This is a genomic window from Frigoribacterium endophyticum, assembly GCF_011759585.1.
In the GTDB taxonomy this organism is placed as follows: domain Bacteria; phylum Actinomycetota; class Actinomycetes; order Actinomycetales; family Microbacteriaceae; genus Frigoribacterium; species Frigoribacterium endophyticum.
In genome coordinates this window covers 815,288-830,606 of record NZ_JAAOYV010000002.1, presented here as the reverse complement: position 1 = coordinate 830,606, position 15,319 = coordinate 815,288, and the positions used below count along the sequence as shown (strand labels likewise).

The following is a 15,319-nucleotide window of genomic DNA, read 5'->3' as shown; positions in this document are numbered from 1 at the left end:
TGCGGGACCGCGGGCCTGGAGGCCCACGGTCCCGCAGGTGCGCCGTGAGGACGTCAGGGAGCGCCCGTCACCAGCAGCTCCTCGGCGATGTCTCCGTGGCCGCGTCGGCGGCGACGGACGTGGAGCACCAGGGAGGTCACGAGCATCACGGCCCCGGCGAGCGTCACGCCCAGCGCCGCCGCACCCGCCTGCAGGCTGCCGTCCGACCCGGTGAACGCCAGCCCCGCCGGTGCCGCCGCCGGCGCGGGCGTCTCGACGGGGACCTCGGGGGCCACCACGCTGAACGACTCCGCGAGGTGCACGGTCGTGTCGGCGAACGCGGGCACCACCTGGACGCCGTCGTCGTCAGGCACGGAGCCCTCCGACGTGAACAGGAACACGTAGTGGCCCTCGCGCTCCACCGGGAGGCACGGCGACTCGTAGGTGCCGTCGCCGCTCACCGTGGTGCTGGCCCGGCCGGCGAGCAGGGCCTCGTCGATCTCCGCGATCGGGCCGAGGTCGTGACCGGCGGCGAGGGCCTCGGGGAAGGGACCGACGAGGACGGTGTCGACCCGCGCCTCCGACGCTTGGCCGTTCCACTCGGAGACGGTCAGCTCGTCGCTGACGCAGGCGCCGGGCTCGACCTGGTCGGCCCCCACGACGGTGGTGGAGACCTCGGGCGCCCACGGGACGAAGGTCGTCTCGGAGGCGGTGCCGAACGGAGAGCGCCAGCCCTGCACGCGGTCTCGGCCCGCGTCGACCGGGGTGTCGGAGGGGTCGATCGTCTCCACCCACGTGAACCAGCCGCCGCTCGGCAGCTCGCAGCCCGGCGTCGTGTAGGTGCCGGGGCCCTCGTCGACGACGACGCTCACGTCGCAGACGACGGGCGCGTCGGAGGGCCAGTCGTCGGCGCGCGCGACGGGCTCCCGGAAGGGGCCGAGGAGGCGGCTGCGCACGGTGACGGGGACGGGCTGCCACGTGCCCGCGACGTCGTGGCGGCCCCACTCCGAGAGGAGCCCCTCGCCCGGCAGCACGTCGACGGTGAGCTGGTCGGTGACCGTCGTGCCGGGCTCGGCGACGACGTCGCTGGTGCGGGTCTCGACCCGGGGGCGGAAGGGCAGCGGCGAGAGGGCCTCGGCGCTCGCCGCGCCCGAGGCCTCGACGCTGGTGCCGCCGGAGAAGAGGATGCGCTGCGAGCCGGCCGGGCTCGTTCCGGCCGTGACGATGCGCCCGTAGGGCAGCCCGTCGAAGCGTGTGTCGGCCGACACCTCGACCTGGGCGAGGTCGCCGGTCGCGCGGAAGTCGAGGTCGACGCCGTTCTGCACGACCGCCGTCGTCGAGCCGTCGGCGAACGCCCCGCCCGTGAGGGCGACGGTGCCGTCGTGCTGCGGCGTGAGCAGCTCGGGCCCGCCGCCGACCCGGTCGACGGTCAGGTCGGAGCGGAGGGTGCCCGTGCCGTCGTCGCGGAGCTCGACGGAGGTCGACGCCGTGACGGAGGTCGACGCTGCGGCCGTCGCCTCGGCCAGCATCTCGTTGGACCGGTCGAGCACGATCGGCCAGCGCTCGTTGGCGCGCCCCGCGTAGTACCGCTGGGTGTGCCCGTTCAGCCCCGTGATCGTCCACACCGCGAGCTGCCCCGCAGCGGCCGTGTCGGCGTCGGTGGTGTCGCCCCAGGTGCGGGCGATGTAGGCCAGGCGAGCGTGGTCGGCGGTCGAGACGCCGACCACCTCCGTGCCGGTCTCCGTGTCGTAGTGGTTGCCGACGGGCGACGACTTGCCGGCCTCGAGGCAGAAGGCCTGACGCCCGTCGTCGAGTCGGTAGGTGCCGAGGTACGAGACGCCGTCGCCGCGCCAGAGGTGGCCGGTGCCGAGGCCCGCGCCCGTGACGGCCGCGGCGGGCGCCGCGAGCCAGAGCGGCCCGGCCACGAGGGCGAGGACGATCAGGAGGGCGGTAAGGAGAGCAGGACGAGGTGGCCCGGTGGGGCGGTCAGCTGAGGTCATACGACGACGATGTCGAGGCGGGCCCCCGCGGTCGGCGCCACCGACGTCACGGTGTGGACGAGCGCTGCCGAGCCCGTCCGGGGGAGGGACCGGGCCGGGCCGCCACGCTGGACGGGCCGCCCGCCGCGGCCAGCGGCGGACGGCCCGTCCGGTGGTGCAGCGTCGAGGCGTCAGTCGGTCTCGTCGAGGTCGATGTCCTCGCCCGCGAGGTCGTTGTCAGCGAGGCCCGGCTCGGCCTCGCGCGGCGACCCGCCGGTGGGGCCGTCGTTGCCGTCGCCGAGGCCCGGCAGCACGGTCTCGCCGGCGACCGCGTCGTTCGTGACGATCTGCTGGCTCTCCTCGAACTCGGTCTCTTCGTCGTAGGGCTCGTCGCCCGAGGCGGCGGGCACGTGGGTGTCGCTCATGGTGCGTCCTTCCGGTGGTGGGTCAGGGATGGATGGGTGGTGGGGGAGAGGCAGCCGCTCAGCTCAGGCCGAGCTGCTGCATCAGGCCGGCCTCGTCGGTGGCGCCCCAGCGCTCGACGAGCAGGCCGTCGTCGTCGAAACGGCCGACCTGGATGCCGCGCACCGTGAACGACTTCCCGGTCGCCTCGTGGCCCTGGAACGGCCCCGTGTGCGTGCCCGAGATCGTGAACACGGCGGTCACGTTCTCGTCGTCGGCCACGAGCGTCTCGACCGCGAGGTCGACGTCGGGGAAGGCCGTGAAGAAGTCGCTCCAGAACGCCTTGATGCCCGCGACGCCCGCGGGCGCGCCCGGCGCCGGGTCGTGGTCGACGACGTCGGCGTGGAAGCCCTCGCCGAGGCGGTCGACCTCCCGGGCGGTGAGGATCTCACCGATCAGCTGCTGGGTGGCGATGTTCTTGTCCTTCGACATGCGTGTCTCCTAGTGGTCCTGGTGCGGTGGTCGGGGGTGGTGCTCGGGTCGCTCCCCGTCTACTCCGCCGGGGTGTCAGACGGCCTTGAGCAGGTCGTGCTCGACGACGGCCTCGACGGCGAGCACCTTGTAGCCCTCGCTCTCGAAGAAGACCGTCAACCGGTCGTCCTCCGTGCTCATGACCGTGCCCTCGCCCCACGCGGGGTGCGTGACGCGGGTGTCGGCGTCGAAGAGCGGGGCCGGAGCATCCGACCCGATCCGCGACTCCTCGGCGGCCGGCAGCTCGGGAGCCTCCTCGGCCGCGCGGCAGTCGTCGCAGCCGCCGCAGCGCTCGGGCGCCTCCTCGCCGAAGTAGCCGAGCAGGAAGCGTCGGCGGCAGCCCCGGCCCTCGGCGTAGCTGCGCATCATCGCGATGCGCGACTTCTCGACCCGGTCACGCGCCTCCGCGGTCTCCCTCGCCCGCTCGGCGGCCGTCTCGGCGTCGACGCCGGAGGTCGCGGTGTACCCCTCCTTCTCCTCCCGGACGGTGCCCGCCTCGAGCAGCAGGTCGACCAGGCGCGACACCTGCCGCGGCTTGAGGTCGGTCGCCTCGGCGATCGCCGTGCGCCGCACTGGACCCGAGGAGGCGCGGACCGCCTCGTACACCGACCGCAGCTCGGCACGGGACGGCAGCCCCGACGCGAAGAAGGACCGCAGCCCCAGGTCCTCCGGCCGGTAGTGCAGCGTCGCGTCGGCGGGCTCGCCGTCACGCCCGGCCCGCCCGATCTCCTGGTAGTACTCGTCGAGCGACTCGGGCACGTCGGCGTGCACGACGAAGCGCACGTCGGGCTTGTCGATGCCCATGCCGAAGGCGCTCGTGGCGACGACGACGTCGATCTCGCCGGCGTGGAAGCGCTCGTGGAGAGCCCCGCGCTCCGCCGAGCGGAGGCCCGCGTGGTACGCCTCGACGGTGCGGTCGGGGCAGCGCTCGCCGATCTCGTCGGCGTAGCGCTCGCTCTCGGAGCGCGTCGCGACGTAGACGATGCCGGGGGTGACGAGCTCCGCGACCTGCTCGACGACGGCACGGCGCTTCTCGGCGTCGTCCTCGTGGCGCACGACCGAGAGCGACAGGTTGGGGCGGTCGAAGCCGCGGCTGATGACGAGCGGGTCGCGGAGGCGCAGGCGCTCGATGACCTCGTCGCGCACGGGGCCCGAGCCGGTCGCCGTGAGCGCGAGCACCGGCGGGCGGCCCAGGGCCTCGACGACCTCGCCGAGGTGCAGGTAGTCGGGGCGGAAGTCGTGGCCCCACGACGACACGCAGTGCGCCTCGTCGACGACGAACAGGGCGACGCCCGCCCGTGACAGCCGCTCGACCGTCTCGTCGCGGGCCAGCTGCTCCGGCGCGAGGAAGACGTAGGTGATCTCGCCCGCCTCGATGCGGCGCCAGCTCTCGTCGTTCTCCGCGTCGGAGTGACCGGAGTTGACGTCGGCGGCCGGGGGAGCGTCCGGGTGCCCCACGAGCCCGGCGACCTGGTCGGCCTGCAGCGCGATCAGCGGCGAGACGACGACGGTGGGGCCGTCGAGCAGCGCACCGGCCACCTGGTAGATCGCGCTCTTGCCCGAGCCCGTGGGCATGATGCCGAACGTGTCGCGGCCCGAGAGCACGGCGGTGATCGCCTCGGCCTGGGCGGGGCGCAGCTCGTCCCACTCGAAGAGGCGGGCGGCGGTCTCCGCGATCGCGGCGGCGTCGGGGGCGGTGCGGGCGGTGTCGGCGGGCTTCATCGCGGTGCGGCTCATGGCGGTCCTCGTGGTGCGGGCGGCGCCGTGGTGCGCCGGGAGGGACCATGAGATTCCCGGCCCCGGCGACACGCTCGGGCTGCACAGGCGATCGGCAGAGATCCCTCCCCATCCGTACCCCGGCCGGGGAGAGTACCCCCGTCACGGCTCCCGAGGGCGGCTCACAGGCCAGGCGCTAGGCTGGCCGAGGCCTGTTCGTCACGACGTCGAGACACTTCGGCTGAGCCGTGACGAGGCCGGTGCCGCCCTGCGGCACGACCGAGCTAGCACTGGCGCAGCGATGCGGATTGGAAGAACAGCGTGGATCTTTTCGAGTACCAGGCCAGGGACTTGTTCGAGTCCTACGGCGTGCCCGTCCTGCCGGGCATCGTCGCCGACACCCCTGAGGAGGCGCGCGCGGCGGCCGAACGGCTCGGCGGCGTCACCGTGGTCAAGGCCCAGGTCAAGGTCGGCGGTCGCGGCAAGGCCGGCGGCGTGAAGGTCGCGAAGACCCCCGACGAGGCGCAGGCCGCGGCGGAGGCCATCCTCGGGCTCGACATCAAGGGCCACGTCGTCAAGCGAGTGATGGTCGCGGGCGGCGCCCAGATCGCCCAGGAGTTCTACTTCTCGGTGCTGCTCGACCGGGCGAACCGCTCGTACCTGTCGCTCTGCAGCGTCGAGGGCGGCATGGAGATCGAGCAGCTCGCCGTCGAGAAGCCCGAGGCCCTCGCACGCGTCGAGGTCGACGCGCGCGCCGGCATCGACCTCGCGAAGGCGGAGGAGATCGCCCGCGCCGGCGGATTCCCCGACGAGCTGGTCGGCAAGGTGGCCCCGGTCATCGTCAAGCTCTACGCGGTCTACGAGGGGGAGGACGCGACGCTCGTCGAGGTCAACCCGCTCGTGCTCACCGAGCAGGGCGACGTCGTCGCCCTCGACGGCAAGGTCTCGCTCGACGAGAACGCCGCGTTCCGCCACCCCGCGCACGCCGAGCTGGAGGACGCCGACGCGGCCGACCCGCTCGAGGCCAAGGCCGCGGCCTCGGGCCTCAACTACGTGAAGCTCGACGGCGAGGTCGGCATCATCGGCAACGGCGCCGGGCTCGTCATGTCGACCCTCGACGTCGTCGCGTACGCCGGCGAGGCGCACGGCGGCGTCAAGCCCGCCAACTTCCTCGACATCGGCGGCGGAGCGAGCGCCGAGGTCATGGCGGCGGGCCTCGACGTGATCCTCGGCGACGAGCAGGTCAAGAGCGTGTTCGTCAACGTCTTCGGCGGCATCACGGCCTGCGACGCGGTCGCCAACGGCATCGTCGCGGCCCTCGGCATCCTCGGCGACTCGGCCACCAAGCCCCTCGTCGTCCGCCTCGACGGCAACGCCGTGGAGGAGGGCCGACGCATCCTGGCGGAGGCGGCGCACCCGCTCGTCACCGTCGTCGCGACCATGGACGAGGCGGCCGACAAGGCCGCCGAGCTGGCTTCGAAGTAAAGGACCTCAGAACAATGTCGATCTTCCTCACCCGCGACAGCAAGGTCATCGTCCAGGGCATCACCGGCGGCGAGGGCACCAAGCACACCGCCCTGATGCTCAAGGCCGGCACCCAGGTCGTCGGCGGCGTCAACGCCCGCAAGGCCGGCACGACCGTCACCCACGGCGACGTCGAGCTGCCCGTCTTCGGCACGGTCGTCGAGGCCGTCGAGAAGACGGGCGCCGACGTCTCGATCGTCTTCGTGCCCCCGGCCTTCGCGAAGGACGCCGTCATCGAGGCCATCGAGGCCGAGGTGCCGCTCGTCGTCGTCATCACCGAGGGCATCCCCGTGCAGGACGCCGCGGAGTTCTGGTCGCTCGCGAAGGCCAAGGGCACCACGCGCATCATCGGCCCGAACTGCCCCGGCATCATCACGCCGGGCGAGTCGCTCGTCGGCATCACGCCGGCCAGCATCTCGGGCAGCGGCCCGATCGGCCTCGTCTCGAAGTCGGGCACCCTGACCTACCAGATGATGTTCGAGCTGCGCGACCTGGGCTTCTCGACCGCCATCGGCATCGGCGGCGACCCCGTCATCGGCACGACCCACATCGACGCCCTCGAGGCGTTCGAGGCCGACCCCGACACCAAGGCGATCGTCATGATCGGCGAGATCGGCGGCGACGCGGAGGAGCGCGCGGCCGACTACATCGCGGCCCACGTGACCAAGCCGGTCGTCGGCTACGTCGCCGGCTTCACCGCGCCCGAGGGCAAGACCATGGGCCACGCCGGCGCCATCGTCTCGGGCTCGGCGGGCACCGCACAGGCCAAGAAGGAGGCCCTCGAGGCCGCCGGGGTCAAGGTCGGCAAGACGCCGAGCGAGACCGCGGCCCTGCTGCGCGAGGTCTACGCCGCGCTCTAGGCGCGACGCCCTCGCCTGCCCTCGCCGGCCCCTCCGACCCCGGTCGGCACGACGGGCGTGTGCGACATCTGCGGGCGGTCACGACCGCCCGCAGATGTCGCACACGCCCGTTCGTCGTTCCCCGCCCGGGCGCGGCGCGCCCGCGGGGCGGGTCGGCGGCCCCGCGCGGCCCCGGTACAGTCGAGCCCGATGAACCGCCCAGTCACCGCCGTCTTCGCGGCCCTCGAGGCCCTGCTCGTCGTCGGCATCGGCGTCGGGCTGCCGGTCGTCGTGCTCAGCTCGCTCTGGGCCTTCCAGTACGGCCTGCAGATCGACTGGGTCGTCTTCTGGCGCGCCGCCGTCGACGTCTGGCTCGTCGGGCACGGCGTCGACCTCACCCTCCAGCTCAGCCCCGCCACGGCGGCGGCCTCCGGGGTCGCCGGCGCCGATGCGCCCATCTCGGTGACGATCGCCGCCCTGGGCTTCTCCGTGCTGACCGTGCTGCTCGCCGTGCGGGCGGGCCGGGCGATCGCCGAGACGCCGCACCGCGTCATGGGCGTCCTCGTCAGCATCGGGGCCTTCGCCCTGCTCAGCACCGGCCTCGCCGCCAGCGCCCGGCACGAGCTCGCGACGCCGTCGTTCGTGCAGGGGATCGTGCTGCCCACGCTCGTCTACGCCGTGCCGCTCGTCGCCATGGCGGAGGTGACGCGGCGTCGCCGTGACGCCGAGCCCGACCCGGTCACGGGCTGGGTGACCCGCACCGTCGGCCGGCTCCCCGACGCCGTCCGAGTCGTGACGGCCGCCGCCCTGCGCATCGGCGTCGGCAGCGCCGCCGTGCTGCTCGCCGTCTCGGGCCTCGTCGTCGGCCTGCTGCTCGTCACCAGCTACGCCGAGCTCATCACGCTCTACGAGGGCGCCCACGGCGGGTTCCTCGGCGGCCTCGCGCTCACCCTCGGCCAGCTCGCGCTGCTGCCCGACCTCGTCGTCTGGGCGGCCTCCTGGCTCGTCGGCCCGGGCTTCGCGCTCGGCACCGGCTCGGGCGTCTCGCCGCTCGGCACGACCGTCGGGCCGCTGCCCGCCGTGCCCTTCCTCGGCGCCCTGCCGACGGCCGACCTCCCGTTCGGCTTCGTCGGGCTGCTCGTGCCCGTGGTCGCCTCCTTCGTCGTCGCCACGCTGCTGCGCGGCCGGGTGCACGCCGCTCTGCGCCGGGCCGGCGTCGACGACCTGCTGCGCCGCGTCGTGGTCGGCGTCGCCGCGGGCGTCGTCGCGGGCCTCGCGGTCGGGCTGCTGGCCTGGGCCGCCTCCGGCTCGGCCGGGCCCGGCCGCCTCGTCGACGTCGGCCCCGACCCGCTGCTCGTCGGGGCCTTCGCGGCGCTCGAGGTCGGGCTGCCCGCGGCGCTGGCGCTGACGGTGTCGATCCGGCGGTTCCTGGGGCACGACGACGAGGGGCACCACGACGACGGCCGCGACGGCCGCGACGACGTGCGGCACGACGACGAGGGGCACGACGACCGGCGGCGCGAGGACGCGCGGCGCGAGGACGACCTCCCCGCCGCCGGAGCCGGGCGCGACCGCGACGAGGTGCACGCCGTCGGGCCGGAGGACACCGTCGACCACGGCGACGCGGAGGCGACGCCCTCGCGACGCCGGCTCCCTCGGCTGCCGACCCGCGCCTCCCTGCCGTCGCTGCCGAGCCTGCCGAGCCTGCCGTCGATCCCGTCGCGGCGACGCCGCGAGCACGACGACGACGCGACCGGCCCGATCGACGTGGTCGCGACCCCGCCCGAGCCCAGCGGCACCGGACGCGGCGCCCGCGACGACGACGGCGACGCCACGGAGCAGATCGACGGCCTGACCCGCTGACCGGGGCCCCGTCGGCCCACCGCTAGGCTTGCCGGGTGCTGAAGCTCGTGGTGCTCATCTCCGGTGGCGGCTCGAACCTGCGTGCCCTGCTCGAGGCCGCGCAGCACGTCGACTACCCCGCGCGGGTCGTCGCCGTCGGGGCCGACCGCGACGCCGACGGGCTCGAGCACGCGGAGGCGTTCGGCATCCCGACCTTCACCGTGCCGTTCACGGCGTTCCCCGACCGCGCGAGCTGGGGCGACGAGCTGCTCGCGCAACTGACCGGCTGGGGCGCCGACCTCGTCGTGCTCAGCGGCTTCATGCGCCTGCTGCCGCCGCGCGTGGTCGAGGCGCTCAGCCCGCACCTGATCAACACGCACCCCGCCTACCTGCCCGAGTTCCCCGGCGCCCACGGCGTCCGCGACGCGATCGCGGCGGGGGTCGAGCAGACCGGCGCGAGCGTGATCGTCGTCGACGCCGGCGTCGACAGCGGGCCGATCCTCGCGCAGCGCCGCATCCCGGTGCTGCCGGGCGACGACGAGTCGTCGCTGCACGACCGCATCAAGATCGTCGAGCGCGAGCTGCTCGTCCGCACGGTGCACGACATCGCCACGAAGACCATCGACCTCGAACAGGAGCCCACCGCATGAGCGGTCACGCCATCGACCCCGCCCTCTACCGCGACCGCGACGCCGTGCCGGTGCGCCGGGCGCTGATCAGCGTCAGCGACAAGACGGGCCTGCTCGACCTCGCCGAGGCGCTCTCCGCCGCCGGCGTCGAGATCGTCTCGACCGGCTCCACCGCCTCCACGATCCGCGACGCGGGCTTCCCGGTCACCGACGTCAGCGCCGTGACCGGATTCCCCGAGTCACTCGACGGTCGCGTCAAGACGCTGCACCCGGGCATCCACGCCGGGGTGCTCGCCGACCTCCGCCTCGAGTCGCACGAGCAGCAGCTCGCCGACCTCGGCATCGCCGCGTTCGAGCTCGTCGTCGTCAACCTCTACCCGTTCGTCGAGACCGTCGCCTCGGGCGCCGCCGCCCCGGCGGTGGTCGAGAACATCGACATCGGCGGCCCCGCCCTGGTGCGCGCCGCGGCGAAGAACCACGCCAACGTCGCGATCGCCGTCTCGCCCGCCAGCTACGCGCAGATCGTGAAGTCGCTCACGCTCGGCGGCACGACCCTCGCGCAGCGTCAGCGCCTCGCCGGCGAGGCCTTCGCGCACACCGCCGCCTACGACACGGCCGTCGCGGCCTGGTTCGCCGACAACGTCGGAGTCCGCGCCGAGCACGCCGCCGCGGGCACCGAGGCGGGCACCGAGGCAGGCACCGAGGAGGCGCGGGTCGGCTTCCCGGAGCACGTCGCCCTCGAGGGCGACCGCCTCGCCACCCTGCGCTACGGCGAGAACTCGCACCAGGCGGCGGCCCTCTACGCCTCGCCCGCGGGCACGGGCATCGCGCAGGCCGAGCAACTGCACGGCAAGGAGATGTCGTACAACAACTACGTCGACGCCGACGCGGCCCTCCGTGCCGCGTACGACTTCGCCGAGCCGGCCGTCGCGATCATCAAGCACGCCAACCCCTGCGGCATCGCCGTCGCCTCGCCCGACGCCGCCGACGCGATCGCCGACGCGCACCGCCGCGCCCACGCCTGCGACCCGGTGTCGGCCTACGGCGGCGTCATCGCCGCGAACCGCCCGGTCACGCGCGCCATGGCCGAGGTCGTGAAGGACATCTTCACCGAGGTCGTCATCGCGCCGGCCTTCGAGCCCGAGGCGCTCGAGGTCCTGACCACGAAGAAGAACATCCGCCTGCTGGTCCTGCCCGAGGGCTTCGCCCGCCCGACGCAGGAGGTGCGCCAGGTCTCCGGCGGCCTGCTCGTGCAGGAGGTCGACTCGTTCGACGCCTTCTCGTCCGAGGGCTGGACGCTGGTCGCCGGGCCGGAGGCCGACGCCGCCACCCGCGCCGACCTCGAGTTCGCCTGGCGGGCCTGCCGCTCCGTGAAGTCGAACGCGATCCTGCTGGCCGACGGAGGCGCCTCCGTCGGGGTCGGCATGGGCCAGGTCAACCGGGTCGACTCGTGCCACCTCGCGGTGACCCGGGCGGGGGAGCGGGCCACCGGCTCGGTCGCCGCCTCCGACGCGTTCTTCCCGTTCGCCGACGGCCTGCAGGTGCTGCTCGAGGCCGGCGTGCGCGCCGTCGTGCAGCCCGGCGGCTCGATCCGCGACGAGGAGGTCGTCGCCGCGGCGACGGCCGCGGGCGTGACGATGTACTTCACGGGGGAGCGCCACTTCTTCCACTGACGCCGCCCGCGTCGCTCTCCGGCCGCCCCGTCACGACCCGTCGTGGCGGGGCGGCCGTCGTCCGGCGTCCGGCTCGTTCGTCCGAACCACCTGGTCTTGCGGGGTGCGTGGCGCATCACATAGTCTGTGAGGCTGCCCGCAGCCGACGACCGTCGCCTCCGTCCCTCCTCCACCGCGCCGACCGGCACCTCCGGCGGCCGCCCGCCCCGCTCCCCCCCCAGGTGCCCCGGCGGCCCTCCGCTCCACGCTCCGCGACGCCGCGACCCGGCGTCGCGCTCCGATCACGACACTTGGACCACCCATGTCACGCCAGCCCTCCGCCCCCGCGCGCTCCGAGCCCGGTCGCCCCTCGACCGTCCGGTCGCTCGCGCGCCTCCGCCCCTACGTCGCGCCCGCCCTGCCGCGCATCGTGCTCGGCATGGTCGCCGCGCTGCTGGCCGCCGTCGTCGCCCTGGTCATCCCCGCCGTGCTGCAGCTGCTCGTCGACGGTCCGCTCTCGAGCGGCGACACCGCGCAGGTGTGGCCGGCCTTCGCCGTCGTGCTGGTGCTCGGCGTCGTCGAGGCGGGCATGATCGCAGCACGCCGCCGCCTCGTGCTCACCCCGAGCACCCACGTCGAGGCCACCATGCGCAACGCGCTGTACGCCAAGCTGCAAGACCTGCCGGTGGCCTTCCACGACCGCTGGCAGAGCGGGCAGCTGCTCAGCCGGTCGGTCAGCGACCTGTCGCTCATCCGTCGCTGGCTGGCCTTCGGCGTCGTGCTGCTCGTCGTCAACCTGCTGACGATCGTCGTCGGCTTCGTCGTGCTCTTCTTCTACAGCTGGGTGCTCGCGCTGATCTTCGTCGTCGCCTCCATACCGGTCTTCGTCGTCAGCCTCGCGTTCGAGAACCGCTACTCGGTCGTGGCCCGTCGCAGCCAGGACCAGGTCGGCGACCTCGCCACGAGCGTGGAGGAGAGCGTGCACGGCATCCGCGTGCTCAAGGCGTTCGGGCGGGGTAAGCACTCGCTGCGCGAGTTCGCGAAGCGCGCCGACGACCTGCGCGGCACCGAGATCGAGAAGGCGAAGGCCATCTCGCAGCTCTGGCTCTGGCTGCTGCTCGTGCCCGACGTCGCCTTCGCGCTCTGCCTGCTCGGCGGCATCTGGCTCGCCGCCGACGGCCAGCTGACGGTCGGCCAGCTCTTCGCGTTCTTCGCCACGGCGACCGTGCTGCGCTGGCCGGTGGAGTCGATCGGGTTCCTGCTGTCGATGACCTTCGACACCCGCACCGCGGTCGACCGCTTCTTCGAGGTGATGGACAGCGTCAACACCGTCACCGACCCCGAGCACCCCGAGACGATCGCCGAGCCGCAGGGCCGGCTCGAGTTCGAGGCCGCGCACTTCCGCTACCAGGACAGCCCGGCGCAGTTCGACGACCTCGTCAACGGCGTCGACCTCGTCGTCGAGCCCGGCGAGACGATGGCCCTCGTCGGCCTGACCGGCTCGGGCAAGACCACCCTGCTCGCCCTCGTGCCGCGCCTCTACGACGTCACCGGCGGCCGCGTGCTGCTCGACGGCGTCGACGTGCGAGACCTCACCCGGGCCGAGCTGCGCCGCCACATCGGCATGGCCTTCGAGGACGCCACGCTGTTCAGCGCGTCGGTGCGCGAGAACGTGCTGCTCGGCCGCCCCGACCTGGTTGACGACCCCGTCGAGTCCGAGCGGGTGCTGCGCGAGGCGCTCGACATCGCGCAGGCGCAGTTCGTCGACGAGCTGCCGGAGGGAGTCGACACGCGCGTCGGCGAGGAGGGGCTCAGCCTCTCGGGCGGCCAGCGGCAGCGGCTCGCCCTGGCGCGCGCGATCGCGGCACGGCCCGCGGTGCTCGTGCTCGACGACCCGCTGTCGGCGCTCGACGTCGACACCGAGGCCCGGGTCGAGGCGGGGCTCCGGCGCGTGCTCGCGTCGACCACGTCGCTGATCGTCGCCCACCGCCCGTCGACCGTCACCCTCGCCGACCGCGTCGCGCTGCTCGAGAACGGCGTCGTCACCGCGGTCGGCACCCACTCCGACCTGCTCGCCACGAACGAGCACTACCGCTACGTCATCTCGTCGCTCGACGACGGCGACGTCCCCAGCCGAGAAGAGGTGCTCGCGTGAGCGACCAGGCACTCCCGGGCGACCGCCCCGACGCCCCCGCCGAGCACGCCGAGCTCGACGGCCGCACGCCCGCGCAGAAGCGGATCGGGCAGGGCTCCTCGACCGAGGGGGTCCGCGGCGAGGAGAGGGACGACTTCACCGCGGCCGAGAGCAAGCGGCTCCGGGGGCGCTCGCTGCGCCTCCTCGGGTCGCTGGTGCGGCCGCTGCGCTGGCGCCTCGTCGTCATGGCGCTCGTCGTCGTGGTCAGCACGGCGTGCCAGGTGGCCGGGCCGGCGCTGATCGCGGCCGGCATCGACCGCGCGCTGCCCGCCCTGATGAGCGAGCAGGACTGGGCGCCGGCGCTGCTCGTCGTCGGCGTCTACCTCGCGACCGGCGTCGTCGGCGCGGTGCTGATGGCGCAGTACACCGTGCTGTCGGCGCGCATCAGCCAGGCGATCCTCTTCGACCTGCGCAAGCGGCTCTTCCTCCACACCCAGCGGCTCAGCCTGGAGTTCCACGAGACGTACACGTCGGGCCGCATCATCTCGCGGCAGACCAGCGACCTCGACTCCATCCGCGAGCTGCTCGACTCGGGCATCAACCAGCTCGTGCAGGGCCTGCTCTACATGGTCTTCACCGCGGTCGCGCTCGTCAGCCTCGACGCCCCGAGCGGGCTCGTGCTCGCCGTCGCGCTCGTGCCGCTGGTCGCGCTGACGCGGTGGTTCCAGGTGCGCTCCCAGCGCCTCTTCCGGGCGACGCGCGTCACGAGCGCCCGGGTGATCGTGCACTTCGTCGAGACGATGACCGGCATGCGGGCCGTGCAGGCCTTCCGCAAGGAGGCGCGCAACGAGGTCGAGTACGCGGGCGAGGTCGAGGGCAACCGCGGCGCCAACTCGAAGGTGTTCACGCTCTTCGGCACCTTCGACCCCGGTCTCGTGCTGATCGGCAACGCGACCCTCGCGGCCGTGGTGCTGTTCGGCGGCTTCCGCGTGATCGGCGGCACCCTCGAGATCGGCGCGCTGCTCGCCGTGGCCCTCTACGCCAAGCGCTTCTTCGACCCCGCGGAGGAGATGGCGATGTTCTACAACAGCTACCAGTCGGCCTCCGCCGCGCTCGAGAAGATCTCGGGCGTGCTCGAGGAGCAGCCGAGCGTGCCCGACCCCGTGCGCCCGGTCGACCTGCGGCACGCGAGGGGCGCCGTCGACTTCGACGACGTCGAGTTCGCCTACTCGGCCGACGCCGTCGTGCTGCCGCAGTTCGACCTGCACGTGCCCGCGGGCCAGACCATCGCGCTCGTCGGCTCGACCGGTGCGGGCAAGTCGACGCTCGCGAAGCTAATGTCGCGGTTCTACGACCCCACCCGCGGCGCGGTGACCCTCGACGACGTCGACCTGCGCGACCTGCACCCGAAGGACCTCCGCCGCGCGATCGTCATGGTGACGCAGGAGGCGTACCTCTTCTCGGGCAGCGTCGCCGACAACATCGCCTTGGGCAAGCCCGACGCGACGCGCCAGGAGATCGAGCGGGCCGCCCGGGCCGTGGGCGCCCACGAGTTCGTCATGGCGCTGCCCGACGGCTACGACACCGACGTCGCGAAGCGCGGCGGGCGGGTGTCGGCCGGCCAGCGGCAGCTGCTCTCGTTCGCGCGGGCGTTCATCGCCGACCCGGCGGTGCTCATCCTCGACGAGGCCACGGCGTCGCTCGACATCCCCTCCGAGCGGATGGTGCAGGAGGCGCTGCAGACGCTGCTCGCCGACCGCACCGCCGTGATCATCGCGCACCGCCTGTCGACGGTCGCGATCGCCGACCGGGTGCTCGTCATGGAGCACGGCCGCGTCGTCGAGGACGGCACGCCCGCCGACCTCATCGCCGGCACGGGCCGGTTCGCCCAGCTGCACGCCGCCTGGCGCGACTCGCTGGTCTGAGCCGGTCGCGCTCCTGCTCCTGCCGGGCGACCCGCTCGCCCCCTCGAAATTTGAGAGTGATCCGGCTGTCAGCCCCGGAGGAACAGGCTTCCCAGGGCCCCGGAGGCCGGATCACTCTCCGTTTCCCCGACGAGGCAGACAGGCACGCGGGCACGCGGGAACCCGGG

Annotated in this window: 11 protein-coding genes; 7 read left to right on the top strand and 4 right to left on the bottom strand. The window is 73.7% G+C overall.

Annotated features, from left to right (window positions below; translation table 11 throughout):
• Nucleotides 1-53 precede the first annotated feature (53 nt).
• The 4 genes from FHR77_RS11165 to FHR77_RS11150 all read right to left on the bottom strand — a co-directional run bounded on the left by FHR77_RS11165 (nt 54) and on the right by FHR77_RS11150 (nt 4,628).
• Nucleotides 54-1,979, bottom strand: a complete 1,926-nt coding sequence (locus tag FHR77_RS11165) for a hypothetical protein (RefSeq protein WP_167260321.1) — start codon at nt 1,977-1,979, stop codon at nt 54-56.
• Nucleotides 1,980-2,149: 170 nt separating this feature from the next.
• Nucleotides 2,150-2,383, bottom strand: coding sequence for a hypothetical protein (locus FHR77_RS11160; protein WP_167260319.1), 234 nt, complete (start codon nt 2,381-2,383; stop codon nt 2,150-2,152).
• 58 nt (nt 2,384-2,441) lie between these two features.
• Nucleotides 2,442-2,852, bottom strand: a complete 411-nt coding sequence (locus FHR77_RS11155) for an ester cyclase (RefSeq protein WP_167260317.1) — start codon at nt 2,850-2,852, stop codon at nt 2,442-2,444.
• Nucleotides 2,853-2,927: 75 nt separating this feature from the next.
• Nucleotides 2,928-4,628, bottom strand: coding sequence for a RecQ family ATP-dependent DNA helicase (locus FHR77_RS11150; protein WP_208380803.1), 1,701 nt, complete (start codon nt 4,626-4,628; stop codon nt 2,928-2,930).
• Nucleotides 4,629-4,928: 300 nt separating this feature from the next.
• Between FHR77_RS11150 and sucC the strand changes: the two genes are divergently transcribed.
• The 7 genes from sucC (at nt 4,929) to FHR77_RS11115 (ending at nt 15,152) form a co-directional block, all read left to right on the top strand.
• On the top strand, nt 4,929-6,092 hold the full coding sequence (gene sucC / locus FHR77_RS11145; protein ID WP_167260315.1) for an ADP-forming succinate--CoA ligase subunit beta: 1,164 nt from the start codon (nt 4,929-4,931) through the stop codon (nt 6,090-6,092).
• A 14-nt stretch (nt 6,093-6,106) separates the two neighbouring features.
• A complete protein-coding gene (gene sucD / locus FHR77_RS11140) occupies nt 6,107-6,991 on the top strand; it encodes a succinate--CoA ligase subunit alpha (RefSeq protein WP_056057209.1) in 885 nt (294 codons plus the stop codon).
• A 189-nt stretch (nt 6,992-7,180) separates the two neighbouring features.
• Nucleotides 7,181-8,833 carry a cell division protein PerM gene (locus tag FHR77_RS11135; protein WP_167260313.1) on the top strand — a complete coding sequence of 551 codons (1,653 nt, stop codon included), beginning with the start codon at nt 7,181-7,183 and terminating at the stop codon, nt 8,831-8,833.
• Nucleotides 8,834-8,868: 35 nt separating this feature from the next.
• Nucleotides 8,869-9,462: a phosphoribosylglycinamide formyltransferase gene (gene purN / locus FHR77_RS11130; protein WP_167260311.1), complete on the top strand. Its 594-nt coding sequence runs from the start codon at nt 8,869-8,871 to the stop codon at nt 9,460-9,462.
• Nucleotides 9,459-11,114: a bifunctional phosphoribosylaminoimidazolecarboxamide formyltransferase/IMP cyclohydrolase gene (purH, locus tag FHR77_RS11125; RefSeq protein WP_167260309.1), complete on the top strand. Its 1,656-nt coding sequence runs from the start codon at nt 9,459-9,461 to the stop codon at nt 11,112-11,114. The genes purN and purH overlap by 4 nt, the downstream gene beginning before the upstream one ends.
• Before the next feature lie 301 nt (nt 11,115-11,415).
• On the top strand, nt 11,416-13,248 hold the full coding sequence (locus FHR77_RS11120) for an ABC transporter ATP-binding protein (RefSeq protein WP_167260307.1): 1,833 nt from the start codon (nt 11,416-11,418) through the stop codon (nt 13,246-13,248).
• Nucleotides 13,249-13,331: 83 nt separating this feature from the next.
• The gene (locus tag FHR77_RS11115) at nt 13,332-15,152 is read left to right on the top strand and encodes an ABC transporter transmembrane domain-containing protein (RefSeq protein WP_167261360.1); all 1,821 of its coding nucleotides are present in this window, start codon (nt 13,332-13,334) and stop codon (nt 15,150-15,152) included.
• The last annotated feature ends 167 nt before the right edge of the window (nt 15,153-15,319 follow it).